The organism is Sanguibacter sp. Z41_6, from assembly GCF_059621145.1.
Genome location: NZ_JCAQIF010000008.1, coordinates 26838 through 49083, shown reverse-complemented (window position 1 = coordinate 49083; position 22246 = coordinate 26838). Strand labels below are relative to the sequence as shown.

General features: G+C 71.4%; 21 protein-coding genes. 12 read left to right on the top strand and 9 right to left on the bottom strand.

Features of this window, described 5'->3' with window-relative positions; all coding sequences use genetic code 11:
• The first annotated feature begins 63 nt into the window (after positions 1-63).
• Entirely contained in the window at positions 64-1845 is a 1782-nt protein-coding gene (locus AC54T1_RS14360) for a hypothetical protein (protein ID WP_496912355.1), read from the top strand.
• Positions 1846-1875: 30 nt separating this feature from the next.
• On the opposite strand, the gene AC54T1_RS14355 is transcribed toward AC54T1_RS14360, so the two are convergent.
• The 5 genes from AC54T1_RS14355 to AC54T1_RS14335 all read right to left on the bottom strand — a co-directional run bounded on the left by AC54T1_RS14355 (position 1876) and on the right by AC54T1_RS14335 (position 6353).
• Complete coding sequence (locus tag AC54T1_RS14355) at positions 1876-2634, bottom strand: anti-sigma factor (protein WP_496912354.1); 759 nt, start codon at positions 2632-2634, stop codon at positions 1876-1878.
• Positions 2634-3230: an ECF RNA polymerase sigma factor SigK gene (sigK, locus tag AC54T1_RS14350; RefSeq protein ID WP_496912353.1), complete on the bottom strand. Its 597-nt coding sequence runs from the start codon at positions 3228-3230 to the stop codon at positions 2634-2636. Before sigK ends, AC54T1_RS14355 begins: the two co-directional genes overlap by 1 nt.
• Before the next feature lie 116 nt (positions 3231-3346).
• The gene (locus tag AC54T1_RS14345; RefSeq protein WP_496912352.1) at positions 3347-4666 is read right to left on the bottom strand and encodes a hypothetical protein; all 1320 of its coding nucleotides are present in this window, start codon (positions 4664-4666) and stop codon (positions 3347-3349) included.
• 97 nt (positions 4667-4763) lie between these two features.
• Positions 4764-5606, bottom strand: coding sequence for an SGNH/GDSL hydrolase family protein (locus AC54T1_RS14340; RefSeq protein WP_496912351.1), 843 nt, complete (start codon positions 5604-5606; stop codon positions 4764-4766).
• A 57-nt stretch (positions 5607-5663) separates the two neighbouring features.
• Positions 5664-6353, bottom strand: coding sequence for a uracil-DNA glycosylase (locus AC54T1_RS14335; protein WP_496912350.1), 690 nt, complete (start codon positions 6351-6353; stop codon positions 5664-5666).
• A 118-nt stretch (positions 6354-6471) separates the two neighbouring features.
• Here AC54T1_RS14335 and AC54T1_RS14330 point away from each other — a divergent pair, with 118 nt between their 5' ends.
• From AC54T1_RS14330 to AC54T1_RS14320, 3 genes are read left to right on the top strand one after another with little or no spacing between them, the layout of a single operon-like run.
• Positions 6472-6774, top strand: coding sequence for a DUF3263 domain-containing protein (locus AC54T1_RS14330; RefSeq protein WP_484346090.1), 303 nt, complete (start codon positions 6472-6474; stop codon positions 6772-6774).
• A 41-nt stretch (positions 6775-6815) separates the two neighbouring features.
• A complete protein-coding gene (locus tag AC54T1_RS14325) occupies positions 6816-7460 on the top strand; it encodes a LytR C-terminal domain-containing protein (RefSeq protein WP_496912349.1) in 645 nt (214 codons plus the stop codon).
• On the top strand, positions 7457-8944 hold the full coding sequence (locus tag AC54T1_RS14320) for a phytoene desaturase family protein (protein ID WP_496912348.1): 1488 nt from the start codon (positions 7457-7459) through the stop codon (positions 8942-8944). Before AC54T1_RS14325 ends, AC54T1_RS14320 begins: the two co-directional genes overlap by 4 nt.
• Here AC54T1_RS14320 and AC54T1_RS14315 read toward each other — a convergent pair.
• Genes AC54T1_RS14315 through AC54T1_RS14305 form a run of 3 tightly spaced genes read right to left on the bottom strand, consistent with a single transcriptional unit; the run spans position 8929 to position 11701 of the window.
• Positions 8929-10302, bottom strand: coding sequence for a glycoside hydrolase family 15 protein (locus AC54T1_RS14315; protein WP_496912347.1), 1374 nt, complete (start codon positions 10300-10302; stop codon positions 8929-8931). The genes AC54T1_RS14320 and AC54T1_RS14315 overlap by 16 nt on opposite strands.
• Positions 10299-11174, bottom strand: a complete 876-nt coding sequence (locus AC54T1_RS14310; RefSeq protein WP_496912346.1) for an HTTM domain-containing protein — start codon at positions 11172-11174, stop codon at positions 10299-10301. The genes AC54T1_RS14315 and AC54T1_RS14310 overlap by 4 nt, the downstream gene beginning before the upstream one ends.
• Complete coding sequence (locus AC54T1_RS14305; RefSeq protein ID WP_484346065.1) at positions 11171-11701, bottom strand: hypothetical protein; 531 nt, start codon at positions 11699-11701, stop codon at positions 11171-11173. Before AC54T1_RS14305 ends, AC54T1_RS14310 begins: the two co-directional genes overlap by 4 nt.
• Before the next feature lie 268 nt (positions 11702-11969).
• Here AC54T1_RS14305 and groL point away from each other — a divergent pair, with 268 nt between their 5' ends.
• Together groL and AC54T1_RS14295 are read left to right on the top strand one after the other, a co-directional pair.
• Positions 11970-13604, top strand: a complete 1635-nt coding sequence (groL, locus tag AC54T1_RS14300) for a chaperonin GroEL (protein ID WP_484346064.1) — start codon at positions 11970-11972, stop codon at positions 13602-13604.
• Between the two features lie 180 nt (positions 13605-13784).
• Positions 13785-15536: a glycoside hydrolase family 13 protein gene (locus AC54T1_RS14295; protein ID WP_496912345.1), complete on the top strand. Its 1752-nt coding sequence runs from the start codon at positions 13785-13787 to the stop codon at positions 15534-15536.
• Here the strand turns inward: AC54T1_RS14295 and AC54T1_RS14290 are convergent.
• Positions 15521-16216, bottom strand: a complete 696-nt coding sequence (locus AC54T1_RS14290) for a hypothetical protein (RefSeq protein WP_496912344.1) — start codon at positions 16214-16216, stop codon at positions 15521-15523. The genes AC54T1_RS14295 and AC54T1_RS14290 overlap by 16 nt on opposite strands.
• 312 nt (positions 16217-16528) lie before the next feature.
• On the opposite strand from AC54T1_RS14290, the gene urtA reads away from it, so the two are divergent.
• The 6 genes from urtA to AC54T1_RS14260 all read left to right on the top strand — a co-directional run bounded on the left by urtA (position 16529) and on the right by AC54T1_RS14260 (position 22196).
• On the top strand, positions 16529-17776 hold the full coding sequence (gene urtA, locus AC54T1_RS14285) for an urea ABC transporter substrate-binding protein (protein WP_484346061.1): 1248 nt from the start codon (positions 16529-16531) through the stop codon (positions 17774-17776).
• A 75-nt stretch (positions 17777-17851) separates the two neighbouring features.
• Positions 17852-18736, top strand: coding sequence for an urea ABC transporter permease subunit UrtB (urtB, locus tag AC54T1_RS14280; protein WP_484346060.1), 885 nt, complete (start codon positions 17852-17854; stop codon positions 18734-18736).
• Entirely contained in the window at positions 18733-19854 is a 1122-nt protein-coding gene (gene urtC / locus AC54T1_RS14275) for an urea ABC transporter permease subunit UrtC (RefSeq protein WP_496912343.1), read from the top strand. The genes urtB and urtC overlap by 4 nt, the downstream gene beginning before the upstream one ends.
• A complete protein-coding gene (gene urtD / locus AC54T1_RS14270; RefSeq protein ID WP_484346058.1) occupies positions 19851-20789 on the top strand; it encodes an urea ABC transporter ATP-binding protein UrtD in 939 nt (312 codons plus the stop codon). The genes urtC and urtD overlap by 4 nt, the downstream gene beginning before the upstream one ends.
• Positions 20782-21474: an urea ABC transporter ATP-binding subunit UrtE gene (gene urtE, locus AC54T1_RS14265; RefSeq protein ID WP_496912342.1), complete on the top strand. Its 693-nt coding sequence runs from the start codon at positions 20782-20784 to the stop codon at positions 21472-21474. The genes urtD and urtE overlap by 8 nt, the downstream gene beginning before the upstream one ends.
• 5 nt (positions 21475-21479) lie before the next feature.
• A complete protein-coding gene (locus tag AC54T1_RS14260) occupies positions 21480-22196 on the top strand; it encodes a GntR family transcriptional regulator (protein WP_496912341.1) in 717 nt (238 codons plus the stop codon).
• Positions 22197-22246: the final 50 nt, after the last annotated feature.

Genomic DNA, 22246 nt, shown 5'->3' with positions numbered 1-22246 from the left:
CCCCCGTATCGGCCGGACCCGGCACGAGCATGAGCCCGGGGCCGGGTGGTCTAGCGTTGTCCGGTGACTCGATTCAAGCGCACTGCCGTACCCGTTGCCCTCGCCCTGCTCTCCGCACTCACCGTCGCCGCGTGCTCGCCCGAGACCGGCGCGACCGCCGAGCCGACGACCGCGGCGGGGAGCGAGGCGACAGAAGGGTCACCACTGGTCGACCTCGTGACGACGAGTCCTGCGGACGGTCTGACGGTCGTCGCCGGCCCGTCCGACGCCGAGGCAGCGCTGAGCACGAGCCAGACGCTCTTCGCGACGACCCCGGTCGCGGTCGTCGCGCCGAGCGGCGACATGGCCGCGCAGGAGCTCGCCGCCCGCGCTGCGATCGGACTGGGCGTGCCGCTCCTGCTCGCCCCTCCTGCGGCACCCACGGACGCGAGCCCTGACGCAGTGACCGACCCGGCAGACGACGTGCCCGCAGAAGACGCGCCCGCAGACGCGCCGACCGACGCCGCGGCGGATCTGCCGATCGACCCCGACCAGGCGGCGCTCGCTGCCGAGCTCGACCGGCTCGGCGTCGCGACCACGGTGGTCGTCGGGTCCGTGGCGCCGCTCGTCGGCGAGGACGACGACAGCGCGGGGCGCACCACCGTGCGGGTCGAGGCGACACCCGATGCGCTCTCCGCCCTCACGGGCCTCACCCTCGCCGCAACCGGCGGCGACCCCGCGGCGTTCACGTCCTCGGTCGCGGCCTATGCGCCACCAGCGGGCACCGCGGTCGCCGGCGGTGAGCTGCCGACGACGGTGCCCGCGGTCGCCCTCACGGACGTCGTCGTCCTCGCCGTGGACGGGCCGGAACAGCTCGCCGCAGTAGCCACGGCGCGTTCCGCAGGCCTCGGGGTCCTGCTCGTACCTGCCGCGGACCCCGACCCGCAGGCCCACGCGAGCGTCATCGAGGCCCTGCATGCCACGACCGCGCCGAAGACGCTCGCCATCGGCGCCGGGCTCGCCGCCCAGGGTGCGCTCGACTGGAAGGTGCGCGCAGCCCGTGGTGGTTTCCAGCTGCCGGGGGGCGGTCAGCGCATGTTCCCGACGCACCAGTTCGTCGCGATCTACGGCTCCCCGGCCACCGGGGCGCTCGGTGTGCTCGGCGAGCAGCCTGCGGCACAGGCGGTGCAGCGCGCCAAGGACGTCGCCGCCCCCTACGCCGGTCTGAGCGACAAGACGGTCGTCCCGATGTTCGAGATCATCACGACCGTGGCCGCCGCCGGGGCAGGCCCCGACGGCAACTACTCCAACGAGCAGCCGGTCGAGTCGATCCGGCCGTGGATCGACGAAGCCGCGGCGGCGGGCCTCTACGTCGTCATCGACCTGCAACCAGGGCGCTCCGACTTCCTCAGCCAGGCCAAGCTCTACGAGGAGCTCCTCAAGCTCCCCAACGTCGGCCTGGCCCTGGACCCGGAGTGGCGTCTGACGCCCGACCAGGTGCCGCTCGGGCAGATCGGGTCCGTGAGCGCAGCGGAGGTCAACGAGGTGGTGCAGTGGCTCGCCGACCTCACCAACGCCGGCTCCCTGCCCCCCAAGATGCTCGTCCTGCACCAGTTCCAGCTGCGGATGCTCGCCGACCGCGCGTCGATCACCACCGACCGACCCGAGCTCGCCGTCGTCATCCACGCCGACGGGCAGGGTGGTCAGGGCGCGAAGCAGTCCACGTGGAACACCCTGCGCGAGGGCGCGCCCGCAGGGGTGGCCTGGGGGTGGAAGAACTTCTACGACGAGGACCTGCCGATGCTCACGCCGGAGCAGACCGTCCACGGCGTCTCCCCGGTCCCGGACCTCGTGACGTACCAGTAGGTCCTGCGACGCCGCGGACCGCCCCGGCGGTCAGGTGGTCGCGAGCGCGACGATCGGCGCTCCCGACGGGACGGTCGAGCCGCCCTCGGGCTCGACCGTCACCGCGAGCAGGCTCCCGGCGGGGACGTCGGGTACCTGGACGGTCGTCGCACCGTCGTCGAGCCTGAGCACGCCGCGCGAGGTGGGAGCGTCGTCCTCGATGACCCACAGCTGGTAGTCACGGTCGTCGAGCGTGGGGAGGTCGCTCGCTGCGAAGACGGCAGCGTCGTCCGTGACGACGGCGACGGCCTGCCCCCCTCCCTCGACCTCCGAGCTCACGAGGGTGGCACCCGGCCGGGCGAGCGCGTCCGCGATCGCCTCGACCTGCTGCTCCGCCCGCTGGGCGCGGTCCGCCTGCTGGAGCGCGAGCCCGCCGGGCACCGCGGCGGCGATCGCGATCGCGGCCGCGGTCGCCCACCAGCGGGGCGCGGTGCGTCGTCGCCGGGGGGCACGGTCGGTCGAGCTCGGCTCCGGTGTCGCGCTCGCGGCCGCGCCCCGGGTGGTCTGGCCGGGCACAGCGGTGGCCTGCGGTGTCTGGCTGACGCGCGCGAGCACGTCCTCACGCACATGGGCGGGGGCCGCGACCGCGCCGCTCGCCGCGAGCACGGCGACGGTCTCCTGCAGGGCGCGCGCCTGCGCCGCGAGACCGGGGTCGGCGCGCAGTGCCCGCTCGACGCCGGCCCGCTCGACGTCGTCGAGGGCGTCCAGCGCCCAGGCGCCGAGGAGATCGCGTGCGGTCTGCTCGTCCATCAGGCCACCCCCAGGCACAGTCGCAGGCGTTCGAGTCCGTCGCGGATGCGGGACTTCACGGTCGGGAGGGGCGCTCCGCTGTCGTGCGCGACCTCACGGTACGTGCGACCGGTGTAGTAGGCGCTGACGACGGCCTCCCGCTGGAGGTCGGTGAGCGAATCCAGGCACCCCGCCACCCGGTCACGTTCCATCGCGTGCTCGACCGACTCCGCGACGTGGTCGTACGGGCGGTCGTAGTCGCGGACGGCCACGAGGTCGTCGCGGTTGCGTTGAGCCTGCACCGAACGGACGCGGTCGACAGCCCGGCGATGGGCCATCGTGGCGATCCAGGCCGTCGCGCTCCCGCGCACGGGATCGAAGGACCCGGCCGTGCGCCACACCTCGAGCATGACGTCCTGGGTGAGCTCTGCTGCGAGACCGGGATCGCGCAGCACCCGGACCCCGATGCCGTGCACGAGCGGGGAGACCTCGTCGTACAGCGCCGCGAATGCCGGCTGGTCTCCCGTCCCGACCCGCGTCATGAGCGCGGCGAGACGTTCCGGACGCCTGACGGCACCGCCCGCGGCGCTCTGGGGGGCATGCTCCGGCACCGTCACCCTGTCATCCTCGCAGGACCGGCCGCACCCCGCCCCACGGCCGGGTGGCCGAGGGGCGGGGGTGGTCGTGCGCACGGCGGCCTGGCCGTCGTGCGCACGGGCCGCCGTGCGGCGGATCAGCCCTGCTGCACGAGCGCCATGTTGAGCGAGTCGATCGCTCCGGCCAACGTCTGGACGTGCATCCCGAGGCCCTCGGCGATCGCGTCGGCCGGCAGCTCGCCGTTCGAGATCTCGTCGAAGAACTCGCCCGCGGTGGGCCGGTACTCGTCGAGCTCCATGAGCGCCGTCTCGGCAGCCGTCGTGTCGTTCGCTGCGACCGCACCCGCGTAGTCGACGAAGTAGCCGATGTGCTCGCGCCACAGCTCGAGGAACGCCGTGCCCTGGTCCGCGCCGGCGAGCGACCCGATGGCCTCGGACAGTGCGACGGAGTTCCCGTCGAGGACGCCGGCGGCGGCGGTGAAGGCCGGGGAGGTCGTCCCGCCGTCGGTCGTGTACGCCGTGAACACCGCGATGCCCGCGAGGTACACGTGCTCCTGCAGGTTGGCCGTGAGCGCCGAGCGCAGGGCTGACGCCTCGTCGTTCGGGTCGCCCTCGAGGTCCGCTGCGGTGTCGAGGCCGGTGGCGATGACGCCGGCGCCCTGCGCCACGTGGTCTGCCGCCGCCTGCAGCGACGCGTACGCGTCCGGGCTGCCCGCTGCCATCTGGTCGATCGCCGTGCTCAGGGTGGTGATGTGCATCTCGAGCGTCGAGGCGACGTCCGCCGCCGGGAGCGCGCCAGCGCTCACCTCTTCGAAGAAGGCACCGGCATCCGTGGTGTACCCGAGCAGGCTGGTCGTCGCGGCCTGTGCAGCCGCGGTGTCACCGGTCTTCATGGCGACGGCGTAGTCGACGAAGAAGCCGACGTGCGAGCGCCACAGCTCGAGGAACGCCGCTTCCTGCTCCGGTGTCGAGAGGGCACCGACCGCCTCGGAGAGGGCGACGGAGTTCATGTCGAGCGTCGCGGCCGCAGCGGCGAACTCGGGGGAGTCGGGCGCGGTGGCGTACGCGGTGCCCACGGCCATCCCGGCGAGGTAGACGTGCTCCTGCAGCAGCGAGGTGAGCCCGGCACGGAGGTCCGCCGCGGGGGAGTCCACCTGGCCCGGGAGGTCGAGCGCCGTGACGAATCCACCAGCGAGCGTCGCTGCGGTCTGCGGCATGTGCTGCGCTGCGGTCCGAGCGTCCGCGAACGGGTCGCCCGTGCTCACCGGCATGACGGCGGACATCTCGTCGCCCCCCATGTCCATCTCCATGTCCTCGTCCATGGGCGTCTCGCTCTGGGTCGTGGTCGGGGCCACGGAGTCGTCCGGGTCGCTGCTGCACGCCGCCAGGCCGAAGCTCAGAGCGAGGACCGCGGCGAAGGCAGCAGTGGGACGGATGAGGGGAAGTGACGTGCGCATGATGTGCTCCAGACGTGTGACGTGCGTGCTCTGTCACGGGAGGTTCGGAGCGGTGCGCCGACCGGATGGGTCGGACGAGAAGTTTTTCTCGCCGCGCTCAGGCGTAGGGCGCGAGCTGCGGGTACTTGGGGCTCAGGGAGTCCCCGGACGACACCCGGCGCAGGCGTCGGGCAGCCCACGGCGCGACGTGCTGGCGCAACCAGATCGCGTTGTCCCGGGCCCACTCGATGCGCGGGACCGGTGGCAGGGGCGTGAGGGGGTCGTCCCATCTCTCGTCCTCGGTCGGCTGCCCGAGACCGACGAGCGCGGCCTGAGTGACCCGGCGGTGCCCCTCGGTCGTCAGGTGGATACGGTCGGCTGCCCACATCCGCGCGTCGTGGAGCGCGCGCATCCCCCACAGGTCGAGGACGTGTGCGTCCTGCCGCCGGGCCATCGCCCAGATGTGGGCGTTGAAGATGCCTACGCGTCCGCGGGTCATGCTCACGAGAGGGCTGTCGCCCGTGTCGAACCCGGTCGCGAGGAGCACGTCCGCTCCCGTGGCCCGGATGCGTGCGACGGCGTCCTCGAGGTCTGCGACGAGCCGCTCGATGTCGATCGCGGGTCGCAGGATGTCGTTCCCGCCACCGACGAGGCTCACGAGGTCGGGCTGCATGTCGAGTGCGACCGGGAGCTGCTCGGCGATGATCGGTCGCAGCAGCCGCCCCCGGATGGCAAGGTTCGCGTACTGCAGCGGCTCCTGGCCCGCCCCGATCCGCCGGTGCGAGAGGGTCATCGCGAGGCGGTCGGCCCAGCCCCGGCACCGGGAGTCGTCCACCGGCTGGGGGTCCCACAGCCCTTCGGTGAACGAGTCACCGATCGCGACGTAGCTGCGCCAGGGCCCGGGCGGCGCGAGCGTGGTGTCGGCCGGGGCGTCCTGGGCGGGGGAGGTCTCGTCGTCCATCCGTCCATTCTCACCCTCGCCGGGCGTGGGACGGGGACACCCCGGGCGAGCGCACGCTCAGGCGGGCGGGAGCGACCAGTCGATCGGGTCCGCGCCCTGGGCGACGAGGAGCTCGTTGACGCGGGAGAAGGGTCGTGACCCGAAGAACCCTCGGCGGGCGGACAGCGGGCTGGGGTGGGCACTGGTGACGATCGGGACACCGTGCAGCGCCGTGGCGAGCGTCGCGGCATCACGGCCCCAGAGCACCGCGACGAGCGGGCCGCCCCGAGCCACGAGCGCTTCGATCGCGCGGTCGGTGACGGTCTCCCACCCCTGGCGTCGGTGCGACCCCGCGGCGCCCGCCCGCACGGTGAGCACCCGGTTGCACAGCAGCACCCCGCGGCGCGCCCAGGGGGAGAGGTCGCCGTCGGCGGGCCGTGGCACCCCGACGTCGGCCTGGAGCTCGGTGAAGATGTTCGCGAGCGACCGCGGGACCGGCACGCCCGGCTGGACCGAGAAGGACAACCCCATGGCATGACCCGGGGTGGGGTACGGGTCCTGGCCGACGACGAGGACCCGGACCTGCGCGAGCGGCTCGCGGAACGCCCGCATGACGTCGGCGCGCGCAGGCAGCACCGCACCGTGGTCCGAGCCCCCTATGGGCTCCTGCGGCGGGGCGAGGAGGCGGGCGTCGAGCTCGTCGATGACCGACGCTACGGGGGCGAGTGCTGCGGCCCAGTCGGGGGCGACGTCGTCGAGGAGGGACATGCGGACGAGCCTGGCAGACAAATGACACCGGTGTTGTTCGGGGCGTAAGATCGGTGCCGCACGAGAGTCCCTGACGAGGAGCGCCATGATCGAGGTAGTCCCGGCTGCGAGCGACGAGATGCCCTCCGAGCCCCACGCCGACGACGCGGCTGTCCCGCAGGACGCGGCGGTCGCGGACGGGCTCTCCGAGCGTGACGCGGCCATCCTCGCCTTCGAGAAGCAGTGGTGGAAGTACGCGGGCGCCAAGGAGCAGGCAGTCCGAGAGCTGTTCGACCTCTCGGCGACTCAGTACTACCAGATCCTCAATGCGCTCATCGACACCTCTGCTGCCCTCGATGCCGAGCCGATGCTCGTCAAGCGCCTTCGCCGGATGCGAGCCACACGTCAGCGTGAGCGGACTCAGAGGCGCGCCCGCGCCTGACCGCAGCCGGTTCAGGGCGGAGCAGCGGCTAACCTTTCATCGTGAGCAAGAGGAGCAGCACGTACCCCCCGGACGAGTTCGACGCCCTCGCGCGTGAGGACGGACCGAGCGGCGCGCACCGTGCGCCCGTGTCCGCCTGGGACCGTATCCGGCCGTTCCTGGCGGTACTTGTCACGTGCTCCGTGCTGGCCGTGGGAGTCGTCGTCTACCTCGACACGAAGGGCGTGAGCCCCGTCCCCGGAGCCAGCGCACCGGCCGACGAGCCCGCGGAACAGCCCGTCGAGAGCGAGCCGGCGGCCCCCGCGGCCCCCGCGGCCCCCGACGACACCGAGGCCACCGACCCGGCGGAACCGACCGACGAGGACACGCCGCTGGAGCCGCCGACCCCCAGCGAGGAACCCGATGACCTCGACACCGAGGTCGCCGTCCGCGTCCTCAACGGCACCGGACGCTCCGGCCTCGCTGCCGGCGCCGCCGAGGAGCTCGAGGAGCTCGACTGGTCGGACGTGACGCCCGCCGACTACACCGGCAACCCGCTCGATGCACCCGTCGTCTACTACCAGGGTCCGGAGTATGTCGCCGAGGCGCGGGAGGTCGCGCGGGTGCTGGGGATCGACGACGTCGTCGAGGTGGGGACCCTCGTCGGTCCTGTCTCGGTGGTGCTCGCCGGCGACTACGGGAGGTGACCGTGCGCGAGGACGTCGTGGTCGTGGGGTCGGGGCCGAACGGCCTCGCGGCGGCGGTGACCCTCGCCCGGGCGGGCCTGCGCGTCGTCGTGCTCGAGGCTCAGTCGTCGCCCGGTGGAGGTGCCCGGACGTCGAGCCTCGACCTCGCGGACGGGATCGTCCACGACATCTGCTCGGCCGTGCACCCGATGGGTGTGGCCTCCCCCTTCTTCCGGGAGTTCGACCTCGCGGCTCGCGGTGTCGAACTCCTGCAGCCGGAGGCCGCCTACGCCCAGCCGCTCGACGGGGGACGGGCCGGTGTCGCCTACCGCGACCTCGACCGCACCGCGGAGGCGCTCGGACCCGACGCCGATGCGTGGCGCCGCCTCATGGGACCGCTCGCCGCGTCTCCCGACGCCGTCCTCGGGGTGGCCCTGGGAGACAAGCGCAGCGTGCCCCCCGAGGCGCTGCGCGACATCCGCGGCGCGCTGCGGTTCGGGCTGGCCGTCCTTGAGCAGGGCACCGGCCTGTGGAACCGGCGTTTCGTCGACGAGGTCGCGCCAGCACTCCTCACTGGCGTCGCAGCGCACGCGATCACTCCGCTGCCGTCCCTCGCCGGTGCTGGCACCGCGGTCCTCCTCGGGTCGCTCGCGCACTCGTTCGGCTGGCCCATCCCGCGCGGCGGGTCGGGGGCGATCACGGCGGCGCTCGTCGCCGACCTCGAGGCCCACGGAGGCGAGGTGCGCACGGGCGCGACGGTACGCACCGCCCGGGACCTCCCATCCGCACGCGCGTACCTCTTCGACACCACGCCCCGCGCCGTCGCCGAGATCCTCGGTGACATGCTTCCCGCCCGCGCCGAGCGCGCGCTGCGCCGCTTCCGCTACGGCAACGCCGCCGCGAAGGTCGACTTCGTGCTGGACGGCCCGGTCCCATGGGCCAACCCCGAGGTCGGACTGGCGGGCACCGTGCACGTGGGCGGCAGCCGCGCCGACATGGCCCGTGCCGAGGCGGCGGTGGCAGCCGGCCAGCACGCCGAGCACCCCATGACCCTGCTGAGCGACCCGTCCGTCGTCGACCCCGGGCGGACCGTCGGCGTACTGCGGCCGCTGTGGACCTACGCGCACGTGCCAGCGGGCTCCACGGTCGACCCGACCGAGGCGATCACCGCCCAGATCGAGCGGTTCGCGCCGGGGTTCCGCGATGTCGTCGTCGCCTCACGGAGCGTCACGGCCGAGAAGATGGCGGAGCACAACGCGAGCTACATCGGCGGGGACATCGCCTCGGGGCTCGTGAACATGCGGCAGATGCTCGCTCGGCCGACGGCCCGGCTCAACCCGTACCGCACCGGTGTCGACGGCGCGTACCTCTGCTCCCAGTCGACCCCGCCGGGACCGGGCGTCCACGGGCTCAGCGGGTGGTTCGCCGCGAAGCACGTGCTGCGTGAGCGGTTCGGCATCCGTCGTGCGCCGAGCGTCGCGCCCGACGCTCAGTCCCCGAGGTAGACGAGCGTCAGCAGGACGTTCGCGCTGCTCCACGCGAGGGGCGCGACCTGCGCCGGGGACCCGTCGTGCAGCACCTTCTCCGGGATCGAGCCCGTCGGTGTCCGGTGCGCGTCCACCCAGTCGAGCCAGTCGCGCGCCATCCGGTCGCCGTCTGATGTCCCGCGGGCGGCTGCGGAGAGCGCGAACACGGTCGTCGTCGGGGTCCACGAGATCCCGTCGTCCGGCCAGCCCTCGCCCGGCGTGAGGCCCCCTGCGGGCTGGGCGAGGCGCGGCACGGCCGCGCCCCAGGCGTCGAGCGCGCCCGGGACGGGCTCGATGAACGGCTCGCCGAGGAAGGCCACGGCGGTGTCCGCGTCGCCGCCACCGGGGTATCGGCCGTAGCCGGGACCGAACTCCTCCTGCACGACGGCGCGCAGCGCGTCCTTCGCGTCGCTCACCTCCGTCGCCAGCGCTGTCTCGCCGAGGTCCTCGTACAGCTCCGCCGACTCCTCGAGGCCCATGAGGAGGGGAGCGACCGTGCCGAGCGTCGTCCGCCGCTCCCGCACCTCCCAGTAGTCGGGAGAGGGGGGCGGCAGGACGGTGCCCTGCTCGGTGAGCTCGAGCGCGCGGGCGGTGCTGCGGTCGACGAGCGGTCGGAGGGTCGCGAGGTGTGCGGCACGCTCCACCGGGTCGGAGACGTGCGAGAGCACGGCTCCCACCGCCCACAGGGCCCACCCGGTCGCGTCGGTCTGCAGCCCCCTGTCGTCCGGCGGGCCGGACCCGTCCGGCAGGTAGCGGGCGTGGAAGGAGCCGTCGGGGGCCTGCACGGACTGCAGGAAGGTAAGGACCTCGATCGCATCGTCCTCGTGGCCGGTCGCCGACAGTGCCACCGCGACGAACGCGTTGTCGCGCGGCCACGCGTACCGCCAGGGCCCGCTCCAGGCTGCGACGACCGCCCCGTCGTCGAGCATGAGGGCGTGGATGTCGAGGAGGGCGTCCGTCGCGAGGTCCTCGAGCTCCGTACCGGCACCGGGAACGGTGCCGGCGGCCAGCCAGTCACGGGCGGCGGCCGCAGCGTCCAGCTCAGCCTGCGTCGCCGCAGCCGGGTCGGTGACGGCGACGCGGCTGTCGTCGAGGTAGACGAGGCCGCTGCCGGGCTCGACGAGGCTCCGCGTGCCGTCCGGGGCGACGGCCACGCCCGTGGAGTCGAGGTCGACGTGCCGGAAGGGCGGGGTGAACGGGCCCCACCCGCTGACCTGCGCCGACCACGTCGAGACCCCCACGAGGGCGACGACGGAGAGGACGACGATCCCGTGGCGGCGCAGGGACCGCGTGCGCTCGCGCCCCGATCGGGGACGAGGACGGGGCGAGCGCGTCACGACTGGTGGAGCGGGAACAGCACGCCGTGGACCCGCGCCCACGCACCGCGGTAGGCGGCGATCGTGGGGGCGACCAACCGTTCGAGCGGGAAGAACGCGAACCAGCACACGACGGTGGGCAGGAAGTGGATGCCGATCGCGAGGTACGTGGCCAGGTGGAAGAGGAAGAACAGGAAGATCGCGATGTACTGCCAGCGACCGCGCAGCCAGAAGATCACGGGCGAGAAGACCTCGATGAGGAACACGCCCCACTGCGCGACGTGCAGCACCGCGGGGACGTCCAGCGTCCAGCGCACGAGGTCCGAGCCCCGCCGCATGATCGCCCACGTGAAGATCGAGCTGTTCGCCCACCCGACGAGGCTCGAGTTGTAGATGACCTTCGCCAGGGCCGAGCCGACGTAGGTCGCGACGGTGGCGATCTGCACGCAGCGCAGCGCCCAGCCTGCCGCCTGCGAGGTGCCCGTGCCGGTGAACCGGGCGGCACCGACGGTGGGCAGGACGAGCGTGGCGAGGATGAGTGCCATGTGGTCGTGGGAGACGTACGCGAACCCCTGGGAGTTGACCATCCACGCGAGGTAGGCGACCGCGACGGTCCATCCCGCGATGCGCGGCAGGCGTCCCGTGGCAGCCACGAGACAGCCGACGACGATGATGGCCTGCAGCACGTACGCGGTGGTGACCGACGGCTCGGGGAACGGCAGGAGGCGCCCGATGAACGTGGGCTGGTAGAACTCGGGCGCGTACCCGTGGCCGATGACGTCGTTGGAGAGGCTGAAGATCGACCAGATGACGAAGAGGTAGATGATCGCCCGGAACACTGCCACCCGGGCGAGGGGGACGGCTGGGAACCACCAGCGCACGACGGCGTTCACGCGTCCGCCCCGTACGTGCCCTCGACGGTCCAGGTGGTGAGGACCTCTTCGGTGGAGACGCCGGTCGGCCTGCCGTCCTTGAGCTCTGACGAGGTACGGAACATCTCGATCTCCACGAGTGCGGGGGCGTCCGGGTGCAGGCCGCTGTAGGCGCGGGCGATCCCCTCGAGGAGCGACGGGTCGTCGAGGATCCGCTGGATCTGGCCCTCGATCTCCGCACGGCCGACGCCGACGCCCGTGGCGTTGAGGGGGACGCCGATCTCGGTGCCCTCGGTGGTGGTCGCGCGCATGTTCGTCGACCGCACCGGCTTGTTCGGGTCGCTGCCCTGTGCGTACTGGGAGAGGGAGCCGAGCGGGAAGAAGTCGTTGCTCTTGAGGAACTGCGAGGACACGAGGACGGCGAGGGCGGCGAGGGCGGCTGCGAGGCGCCACGCGAGCGAGCCGCGCCCGAGCGTCCGGTCGTGCGGCGCCGTCACGGCGGGCGCTGTCGCTGTGCGGGCGTCGTCGTCATGGGTGGCGGGATTCACCCGAGCACTGTAGCGGGCCGCTCCCGGCCGTCCTGCGGATCGGGCGTGCTGCGAGTCCCGCAGCGACGCGGGTCCGGACGACCCGTCTTGCACTCTCCATGCCCGAGTGCCAATAATGGCGTTAGCACTCTCACTAGGAGAGTGACAGAACTACCGGTCGATCGGTGAGGTTCGAACCCGCGTCGTGACATGAACGTCCCGGGATCGCGCCGTCCGTCGCGGGCACCTGCCGACCACCCACACGCCACCAGTGGAGGATCACACCCCAATGGCAAAAATTATCGCCTTCAACGAGGAGGCCCGTCGCGGTATGGAGCGTGGACTCAACATCCTCGCTGACACCGTGAAGGTCACGCTCGGCCCGAAGGGCCGCAACGTCGTCCTCGACAAGAAGTGGGGCGCGCCCACCATCACGAACGATGGTGTGAGCATCGCCAAGGAGATCGAGCTCGAGGAGCCGTTCGAGAAGATCGGCGCCGAGCTCGTCAAGGAGGTCGCCAAGAAGACCGACGACGTCGCCGGTGACGGTACGACGACCGCCACGGTCCTCGCCCAGGCACTCGTGCGTGAAGGGCTGCGCAACGTCGCCGCCGGGTCCAACCCGATCGCCCTCAAGCGCGGCATCGAGAAGGCCGTCGAGGCCGTCATCGCGGAGCTGCTCACCGCGGCCAAGGACATCGAGACCAAGGAAGAGATCGCCGCCACCGCTGCGATCTCCGCTGGCGACCCCGCGATCGGCGAGCTCATCGCCGAGGCGCTCGACAAGGTCGGCAAGGAAGGTGTCATCACCGTCGAGGAGTCGAACACCTTCGGGCTCGAGCTCGAGCTCACCGAGGGTATGCGCTTCGACAAGGGCTTCCTCGCCCGCTACTTCGAGACCGACCCCGAGCGCCAGGAAGCGGTCCTCGAGGACCCGTACATCCTGCTCGTCGAGGGCAAGATCTCGAACGTCAAGGACCTCCTGCCCCTGCTCGACCAGGTGATGAAGTCCGGGCGTTCGCTGCTCATCATCGCTGAGGACGTCGAGGGCGAGGCTCTTGCGACCCTCGTGCTCAACAAGATCCGCGGCACGTTCAAGTCCGTCGCCGTCAAGGCTCCGGGCTTCGGCGACCGCCGCAAGGCGATCCTCCAGGACATCGCGATCCTCACGGGCGCCCAGGTCATCTCCGAGACCGTCGGCCTCAAGCTCGACACGGCGACGCTCGACCTGCTCGGCCAGTCCCGCAAGGTCGTCGTCACCAAGGACGAGACGACCATCGTCGAGGGCGCCGGCGACGTCGACCAGATCGCTGGTCGCGTCAAGCAGATCCGTTCCGAGATCGAGAAGTCGGACTCCGACTACGACCGCGAGAAGCTCCAGGAGCGCCTCGCGAAGCTCGCCGGTGGTGTCGCGGTCATCAAGGCCGGTGCCGCCACGGAGGTCGAGCTCAAGGAGCGCAAGCACCGCATCGAGGACGCCGTGCGCAACGCGAAGGCAGCCGTCGAGGAGGGCATCGTCGCCGGTGGTGGCGTCGCGCTCATCCAGGCCGGCAAGCTCGCCTTCGAGACGTCCGCCATCACGGAGCTCGAGGGTGACGAGGCGACCGGTGCGAGCATCGTGCGCCTGGCCATCGACGCGCCGCTCAAGCAGATCGCGATCAACGCTGGTCTCGAGGGTGGGGTCGTGGCCGAGAAGGTCCGCAACCTCCCGTCCGGCCACGGCCTGAACGCCGCGACCGGCGTCTACGAGGACCTCCTCGCAGCCGGCGTGAACGACCCGGTCAAGGTCACCCGTTCCGCACTGCAGAACGCGGCCTCGATCGCGGCGCTCTTCCTCACGACCGAGGCAGTCGTCGCGGACAAGCCGGAGAAGCAGCCGGCGATGCCCGGTGGCGACGGCGGCATGGGCGGCATGGACTTCTGATCCAGCCCGTCACCGACCGCTAGGTCGGACGCAGTACCGCAGTGCACGAGGGCCGGTCGGCCCGGGAGCGATCCCGGGGCGGCCGGCCCTCGCTGCGTCCACGGGCGGAGTGGTCGCCACGCGGCGACGAGAGCCGATCCCGTCGGGTGCCGGAGCGTGGGCTGTGTCTAAGGTGGAGCGATGAGCAGCCTCGCCCCCGACCTCGACCCTGCCCACACCCCCGAGAGCACAGAATCCCGCGCGGAGCCCCGGGGACCGGTCCCCAGTGAGCCGGCATGGTGGACCCGCGCCGTCGTCTACCAGATCTACCCGAGGAGCTTCGCGGACTCGAACGGTGACGGCTTCGGCGACCTCGGCGGGATCCGGTCGAAGCTCGACCACCTCGCCGAGCTGGGGGTCGACGTCCTGTGGCTCTCGCCGATCTACCCGTCGCCGCAGCACGACAACGGGTACGACATCAGCGACTACGACGGCATCGACCCGAGGTTCGGCACCCCCGAGGAGTTCGACGCCCTCGTCGCCGAGGCGCACGAGCGCGGCATGAAGATCGTCATGGACCTCGTCGTCAACCACACGAGCGACGAGCACCCGTGGTTCGTCGAGTCGAGGTCCTCGCGGCACAACCCCAAGCGGGACTGGTACTGGTGGCGCTCGCCGCGGGAGGTCGAGCACTCGGCCCTGCCCACGGAGCCGAACGCGTGGCGCTCGGCGTTCAGCGGCCCGGCCTGGACCCTCGACCCCCTCACGGGGCAGTACTACCTCCACCTCTTCGCGCCGCAGCAGCCTGACCTCAACTGGGAGAACCCGGAGGTCCGTCAGGCCGTGTACGCGATGATGAACCGCTGGCTCGACCGCGGGGTCGACGGGTTCCGCATGGACGTCATCAACCTCATCTCCAAGCGTCTCGAGATGATCGACGGCGACGAGCACGTCGAGGGCTCCGGGTTCGTCATGGGTCCGCGCCTGCACGAGTTCATGCAGGAGATGCACGACGCGGTGTTCGCCGACCGTGATGGTGAGTACCTCACGGTGGGGGAGATGCCCGGCGTCACCGTCGAGGAGGCGCGCCTGTTCACCGATCCCGCGCGTCGGGAGCTGGACATGGTGTTCCAGTTCGAGCACGTCGCCCTCGACCAGGGGGCCGACAAGTTCGACCCCGTGCCGTTCGACCTCGTCGCCTTCAAGCGCTCGATGAGCCGGTGGCAGGAGGGGCTCGCGGACGTCGGCTGGAACAGCCTGTACCTGAGCAACCACGACCAGCCGCGGCCGGTGTCCCGGTACGGCGACGACGGCGCGTACCGGTACGAGTCCGCGACCCTGTGGGCGACGCTCCTGCACATGCAGCGCGGTACGCCGTACGTCTACCAGGGCGAGGAGATCGGCATGACGAACGTGCCGTTCGCCGACATCGACGACTTCCGCGACCTCGAGTCGATCAACTACTACCGCGAGACGGTCACGGAGCTCGCGCGGCGCTCGCCGGAGGACGTGCTCGCCGGACTGCGCCGGATGAGCAGGGACAACGCGCGGACACCGGTCCAGTGGGACGACTCCGAACATGCGGGATTCACGACGGGCGAGCCGTGGATCCCCGTGAACGACAACTACCGCGAGGTGAACGCCACTGCCGACCGGGCGGCGGAGCGCAGCGTGTTCGCGCACTACCAGCGCCTCATCGCCCTCCGGCACTCGAGCGACCTCGTCGCGCTCGGCCGCTACGAGGCGCTCGAGGAGGACCACCCCCGGCTGTACGCGTTCACCCGGACGCTCGACGACGAGCAGCTCCTCGTCGTCGGCAACGTCTCGGGGGAAGAGCTCGACGTCCCGCTCCTGGCGGACTGGCTCGACGAGCCGGTCGTCGTCGCGAACTATCCTGCGCCGGCAGGCACGGTCCTCGCGCCGTGGGAGGTGCGCGTCTACCAGCGCGGCTGAGGACCCGGCGAGGTGGTCGGTGAGGTCGCGGTGAGCTGCTCGACGATGCCCACCGCCTGCTGCCAGTACCGGGTGTAGTGCTGGGGGTCGGCGTTGCGCTGCACGGTGTGCGCGACGGCCGTCGGCTCCATCGAGTCCCGCCCGGGGACGCGCGCGAGCTGGGTGAAGAAGCTCGTCGCGCTGCGGGTGGGGTCCATGCGGTCGGCGAGCGTGCCCCACGCTCCGTTGTCGCGTTGCTGGAACAGTCCGCGGCTGTCCGGCCCGACGGTGTCACCGTGGTCGAGGACACGGAGCGACGACTCTCCCAGAGCGGTCATGACGCCGATCGTCTGGTCGCGCTGTGACAGGCCCATGGCCTGCCCCGCGGCGACGACGGCTCGGGCGTTCTCGACCTGCTCGGTCGTCAGGCCGGCGATCGTCGTCGACGGCTGCACCGCCGGGGTCCCGTGGGCCGCCCCGACCTGTGTCGTGACCTGTGCGGAGAGCGCGGCTGCGAAGGACGCCGTGCTCGCTGCCCCGGGGGAGGCTGCGGGCGTGAGCGGTCCGAGGGCGGCCGCACCCCCGTGCGAACCGGTCGACGAGACAGCCGGCATGGTCGTCGGCGGTTGGCGGGACGAGAGCGTCGCGAGTGTCGTGCGGATGTCGGCGACGCGTGCGCCGATCGAGCTCATCGCATCCATGCGCGTCCTCCTCGTGCCGCCCGGTGGGTGTTCCTCCTGGTCCTATCGGCAGCACCGCCGTTCGCGTGAGCAGACCCCCGCGCGGCCTGATACAGCGGGCCGTGTCCGAGCCGTGACCTCGCGGACAACGCCCGAAACACCCGGACACGAGGTGTTTACATTCCCGGCGAACCGCGGAAATGCGCCGTCCCTAGCGTGTACAGCACTGAGCACAGGGCTGTATACGCGTCGGGACCGAGGAATCGGCACCTGGCCGGTGCTCATCCCGGAACCGCCTCCAGCGCACTCCAGCGCTGCCCGAAAGGAACCTCGATGACCTCAACGCGACGCCTCGTCGCAGCTCCCGCTGCGATCCTCGCTCTCACGCTCGGCCTGTCTGCGTGCGGCGCCAAGGCCGACTCGACGTCCAGTGCGGCCCCCACCGAGTCCTGCGTCGCCACGGACGGCGACTCGGTGAAGATCGGCTTCCTCAACTCGCTGTCGGGCACCATGGCCATCTCCGAGCAGACGGTCCGCGACTCCCTCGACCTCGCGGCCAAGGAGATCAACGCGGCCGGCGGGGTGCTGGGCAAGCAGCTCGAGATCGTCGCCGAGGACGGGGCCTCCGAGCCCACGGTCTTCGCGGAGAAGGCGGAGAAGCTCATCACGAGCGACTGCGTCGCCGCGGTCTTCGGCGGGTGGACGTCCTCGAGCCGCAAGGCCATGCTCCCGGTGTTCGAGTCCCGCGACTCCCTGCTGTTCTACCCCGTGCAGTACGAGGGCCTCGAGGCGTCGGAGAACATCTTCTACACGGGCGCCACGACGAACCAGCAGATCGTCCCCGGCATGGACTACCTCAAGGAGCAGGGCAAGACGAAGGTCTTCCTCGTCGGCAGCGACTACGTCTTCCCGCAGACGGCCAACAAGATCATCAACGCGTACGCGGAGGCCAACGGCATCGAGATCGTCGGCGAGGAGTACGCGCCGATGGGCCACACGGACTTCTCGACGATCGTCAACAAGCTCAAGTCCTCCGGCGCGGACGCCGTCTTCAACACCCTCAACGGTGACTCCAACGTCGCGTTCTTCAAGGAGTACAAGAACGTCGGTCTCGCCGCCGAGACCCTGCCGGTGGTCTCCGTGTCCATCGCGGAGGAGGAGGTCGGCGGCATCGGCGTCGACAACGTCGAGGGCCAGCTCACCGCATGGAACTACTACCAGACCGTCGAGAGCCCCGAGAACGCAGCGTTCGTCGCAGCCTTCCAGGCCGAGTACGGCGCGGACCGCGTGACCTCTGACCCGATGGAAGCGGCCTACACCTCCCTGTACCTGTGGAAGAACATGGTCGAGAAGGCCGAGTCCTTCGACGTCGCCGACATCCAGGCCGCCGCTGACGGGGTGTCCTTCGACGCTCCGGAGGGCACCGTGACCATCAACGGCGACAACCACCACATCGCGAAGACCGCGATGATCGGCAAGATCGGCGCCGACGGCCTCATCCACGTCGAGTGGAGCTCCGGGGAGCCCATCGAGCCCGACCCGTTCCTCGAGGGATACGACTGGGCGTCCGACCTGTCCTAGCCCTCCCGTCGCCCGGGGAGGCCGCGCGCCGCGCGAGCTTCCCCGGGCCCCTTCCACGTCGCCCGGAGGCGCCCGATGGATGTTGTCTTCTCCCAGCTCTTCGCAGGACTGAGTCTCGGTTCGGTCCTGCTGCTCGCCGCCCTCGGGCTCGCTCTCACGTTCGGACAGATGGGCGTCATCAACATGGCGCACGGCGAGTTCATGATGGCCGGCGCGTACACCGCGTACGTCATCCAGGGGATCGTCTCCGACGCCGGCGTCTCCCTGCTCGTCTCCCTCGTCGTCGGCTTCTGCGTGGGGGGCCTGCTCGGGCTGCTCCTCGAGGTCACCCTCATCCATCGGATGTACCGCAGGCCGTTGGACACCCTCCTCGTCACATGGGGAGTCGCGCTCGTCCTGCAGCAGGCCGCCCGCAACATCTTCGGCGCCCCGAACGTCGACGTCCGCGCCCCGGAGTGGCTGCGCGGCGCCGTCGAGATCCTCGGGCTCACCGTCCCCAAGACCCGCCTGTTCATCATCGCGCTCGCCGTCGTGTGCGTCGTCGCTCTCGCCCTCGTGCTCAGGCTCACGCCGCTCGGGCGCCGCATCCGCGCCGTCGTGCAGAACCGCGATCTCGCCGAGACGAGCGGCATCTCCACGAAGACCACCGACCGCCTGACGTTCTTCATCGGCTCCGGCCTCGCAGCCGTCGCAGGCGTCGCCGTGACGCTCCTGGGCTCCATCGGTCCGACGCTCGGCACCAACTACATCGTCGACGCGTTCCTCGTCGTCGTCGTCGGCGGGATCGGGCAGATCAAGGGCGCCGTCATCGCCGCGTTCACGCTCGGGATCCTCCAGGCGACCATCGAGTACTCCACCACCGCGAGCATCGCGAAGGTGCTCGTGTTCGTCGCGATCATCGCCTTCCTCCAGGCCCGCCCGCAGGGCCTGGTCTCCGTCCGCCAGAGGGGGCTCGCATGAGCAGCATCATCGACAGGCTGACCCGCCCGGGCCGCACTCGAGCGCTCGCCGGCTTCGCGCTCGCCGCCGTCCTGCTCTTCGCCGTCGCCCCCGCCGTGCTGTCCGACTTCCGCCTCAACCTGCTCGCCAAGTTCCTGTGCTTCGCGATGGTCGCCGTCGGCATCGGCCTCGCCTGGGGCCGCGGTGGCATGCTCACGCTCGGCCAGGGCGTGTTCTTCGGTCTCGGCGCGTACATCATGGCCATGCACCTCAAGCTCGCCGACGCCGGGCCGGGCGGGGTGCCCGACTTCATGATGCTCTACGGCACGGGCGAGGTCCCCGGCTGGTGGGAGCCGATGCGCTCGCCGGTCGTCGCCCTCGTGCTCGTCGTCGTCGTGCCGTGCACCCTCGCGGCGATCCTCGGCTTCGCGGTCTTCACCCGGCGGGTCCGCGGCGCGTACTTCGCGATCCTCTCCCAGGCGCTCGCGGCCGCCTTCGCGATCCTCCTCATCGGCCAGCAGCAGGTCACCGGTGGCACCAACGGCCTCAACGGGTTCCGCTCCTTCTTCGGGTACGACCTCGCCGACCCCGTGAACAAGCGGATGGTCTTCTTCATCGCCGCAGGGGTCCTGCTCGTCATGGTCGCGGTCGTCCGCCAGCTCATGGTGTCGCGCTTCGGCGAGCTCCTCGTGGCGGTCCGCGACCAGGAGAACCGCGTGCGGTTCCTCGGCTACGACCCCGCCCGCATCAAGGTCGTCGCCTACGTCGTGGCCGCCGCGACCGCAGCGATCGGCGGCGCCCTGTTCGTGCCGATCGTCGGCATCATCTCGCCGGCGGACGTCGGCGTCGTCCCGTCCATCGGGTTCCTCATCGGTGTCGCGATCGGCGGGCGCGCCACCCTGCTCGGACCGGTGCTCGGTGCGATCGCGGTCTCGTGGGCGCAGACGAGCCTGTCGGAGTCCATGCCGTCCGGCTGGATCTACGTCCAGGGAGCCCTGTTCATCGTCGTCGTCGCGTTCCTGCCCGGCGGGCTCGCCTCGCTCGCGCACAAGGTCCGCCTGCGTCGCACCCGCGACGACGCCGAGCCGTCCGCCGATGCCACGGCATCCACGCCCGTCCACGAGGGAGCCTCAGCATGAGCGACGACCCCACCACCACGGCCCCGACCTCCTCATCGACGGCGCCGGACCGGGCATCCACCGTCGACCCCGAGACGCCCGCACTCGACCTGGCCGCTGCCGAGGCCGTCCTCGGCAGCGGCGCAGCCCGGTTCCGCCACGACTACCTCGAGGTGCGTGGGTTGCGCGTCGAGTTCGACGGCTTCGTCGCCGTCGACGGCGTCGACCTCACCGTCGTCCAGGGAGACCTCCGGTTCCTCATCGGACCCAACGGCGCCGGCAAGACGACGATCGTCGACGCCATCACCGGTCTCAACAAGGCGACAGGGTCGGTGAAGTTCGGCGGCGCCGAGCTGCTCGGCCGCCCGGTGCACAAGGTCGTGCGGGCCGGCGTCGGGCGGACCTTCCAGACCGCCAGCGTCTTCGAGGAGCTCACCGTCCTGCAGAACCTCGACATCGCGGCCGGCTCCGGGCGCGGGTTCCGCGACCTCGTGCGTCGGCGCCGCGGCGTCCCCGAGGAGGTCGAACGAGCCATGGAGACCATCGGCCTCGCACGGCTGCGTGACGTCCAGGCCGGCGTCCTCGCCCACGGGCAGAAGCAGTGGCTCGAGATCGGCATGCTCCTCGTGCAGGACGCCCGGCTGCTGCTGCTCGACGAGCCCGTCGCCGGCATGAGCCACAGCGAACGTGAGCAGACCGGGCAGCTGCTCCAGCGGATCGGCGAGCAGCGGACCGTGGTCGTCGTCGAGCACGACATGGAGTTCCTCCGGAACTTCGCCACCTCCGTCTCCGTGCTGCACATGGGGACGGTCCTCTCCGAGGGGACGTACGCGCAGGTGCAGGCCGACCCCCGGGTCCAGGAGGTCTACCTCGGGTCCGCTGGCGCCACCCGCGGCGCACGCCGCACCCGCCCGCGCGCAACCACCCCCACCCCGACGGAGGCCACCGATGCTTGAGATCCGCGACGTCCAGGTCGGCTACGGCCGCTCCCTCGTGCTGCACGACGTCACGGTCGCGGTCCCCGCGGCGGGTGTCGCCGCAGTCCTCGGCCACAACGGTGCGGGCAAGACGACGCTCCTGCGCGCTGCGCTCGGCCTGCTCCGGCCGCGCTCCGGTGCCGTGCTGTTCGACGGGGTCGACATCACGAAGCGCCCCACGCACGAGCGTGTGCGCATGGGCCTCGCGTTCGTGCCCCAGGGGCAGCAGGTGTTCGGTGACCTCACCGCGCGGGAGAACCTCCAGCTCGTCGCCGACACCCACAAGGGGGGACCGGCGCTCATGCGGGACGCCCTCGACCTCTTTCCCGCGTTGCAGCAGTTCCTCGGACGCCGCGCAGGTCTGCTGTCCGGCGGGCAGCGCCAGCAGCTCGCCATCGCCCGAGCGCTCGTCACCGGCCCGAAGGTGCTCGTCCTCGACGAGCCCACCGAAGGCATCCAGCCGTCCGTGGTCACCGAGATCGAGGACGCGATCGTCACCCTCACGGACGCCGGACGGCTCTCCGTCCTGCTCGTCGAGCAGCACGTCGGGTTCGCCCTCGGCGCCGCGGACCAGTACTACGTCATGGAGTCCGGCCGTGTCGTCGACTCCGGCGGGGGCGGGACCGACGCCGAGGACCACGTGCGCGCGGCGATGGCGATCTGATGGACATGATGCAGAACGCCACGATGCAGCCCGCGACCGCGGAGCCCGCGACCGCGCGGCCGCTGCGCGACATCGTCTACGAGCAGCTCCGCGACCAGATCCTCAACGGCCAGCTGTCCGCGCGCGAGCGGCTCACCGAGCCCAAGCTGTCCCGTGCCTTCGAGGTCTCCCGCACGCCCGTCCGCGAGGCCCTCTCCCGGCTCCTCGCGGACGGGCTCGTCGAGCGCTCCGACTACGGCTACGCCGTCGTCGTGCCCAGCCTGCGTGACCTGCGGGACATGTACGAGCTGCGCGTCACCCTCGAGCTCAGGGGGGTCGCCCGGGCCATCGAGAACCAGAGCATCGTGCACGACGACGCGGTGCTGCGCCCCGAGCTCGAGCGCTGGTACGAGATGCGGGACACCCCACCGGACCCGGACCCGGCGTTCGTCGAGCTCGACGAGGGCTTCCACATGGTGCTCTCGACCGCGTCAGGCAACCCGAGGCTCACGGACGCCCTCGTCACGGTCAACCAACGCATCCGAGCCGTGCGGATGCACGACTTCGTCGAGCCCGGCCGGATCGACGCGACGATCACCGAGCACATCGACATCGCGGAGAAGATCCTGCGGGGCGACCTCCCCGAGGCGCTCGGCGCCCTGCACCGGCACGTCGGGGAGTCCCTCGAGGTCGTCATGGACCGCGCCTCGCGGTCCATGGCCCGGATGGCGCTCGCGGACTGAAAAGTCCGCCGGCGCCGAGCCCACCTCTCTGTGGGCCGGCGCCGGCGGAC

Bases quoted from the DNA above. Each gene is read 5' to 3' on its own strand.
- AC54T1_RS14295 (WP_496912345.1), top strand. From the start codon at position 13,785: ATGAGCAGCCTCGCCCCCGACCTCGACCCTGCCCACACCCCCGAGAGC.
- AC54T1_RS14330 (WP_484346090.1), top strand. From the start codon at position 6,472: ATGCCCTCCGAGCCCCACGCCGACGACGCGGCTGTCCCGCAGGACGCG.
- urtB (WP_484346060.1), top strand. From the start codon at position 17,852: ATGGATGTTGTCTTCTCCCAGCTCTTCGCAGGACTGAGTCTCGGTTCG.
- AC54T1_RS14335 (WP_496912350.1), bottom strand. From the start codon at position 6,353: ATGTCCCTCCTCGACGACGTCGCCCCCGACTGGGCCGCAGCACTCGCC.
- AC54T1_RS14290 (WP_496912344.1), bottom strand. From the start codon at position 16,216: ATGGATGCGATGAGCTCGATCGGCGCACGCGTCGCCGACATCCGCACG.
- urtE (WP_496912342.1), top strand. From the start codon at position 20,782: ATGCTTGAGATCCGCGACGTCCAGGTCGGCTACGGCCGCTCCCTCGTG.
- groL (WP_484346064.1), top strand. From the start codon at position 11,970: ATGGCAAAAATTATCGCCTTCAACGAGGAGGCCCGTCGCGGTATGGAG.
- AC54T1_RS14260 (WP_496912341.1), top strand. From the start codon at position 21,480: ATGATGCAGAACGCCACGATGCAGCCCGCGACCGCGGAGCCCGCGACC.
- urtC (WP_496912343.1), top strand. From the start codon at position 18,733: ATGAGCAGCATCATCGACAGGCTGACCCGCCCGGGCCGCACTCGAGCG.
- urtD (WP_484346058.1), top strand. From the start codon at position 19,851: ATGAGCGACGACCCCACCACCACGGCCCCGACCTCCTCATCGACGGCG.
- AC54T1_RS14355 (WP_496912354.1), bottom strand. From the start codon at position 2,634: ATGGACGAGCAGACCGCACGCGATCTCCTCGGCGCCTGGGCGCTGGAC.
- AC54T1_RS14340 (WP_496912351.1), bottom strand. From the start codon at position 5,606: ATGGACGACGAGACCTCCCCCGCCCAGGACGCCCCGGCCGACACCACG.
- urtA (WP_484346061.1), top strand. From the start codon at position 16,529: ATGACCTCAACGCGACGCCTCGTCGCAGCTCCCGCTGCGATCCTCGCT.
- AC54T1_RS14345 (WP_496912352.1), bottom strand. From the start codon at position 4,666: ATGCGCACGTCACTTCCCCTCATCCGTCCCACTGCTGCCTTCGCCGCG.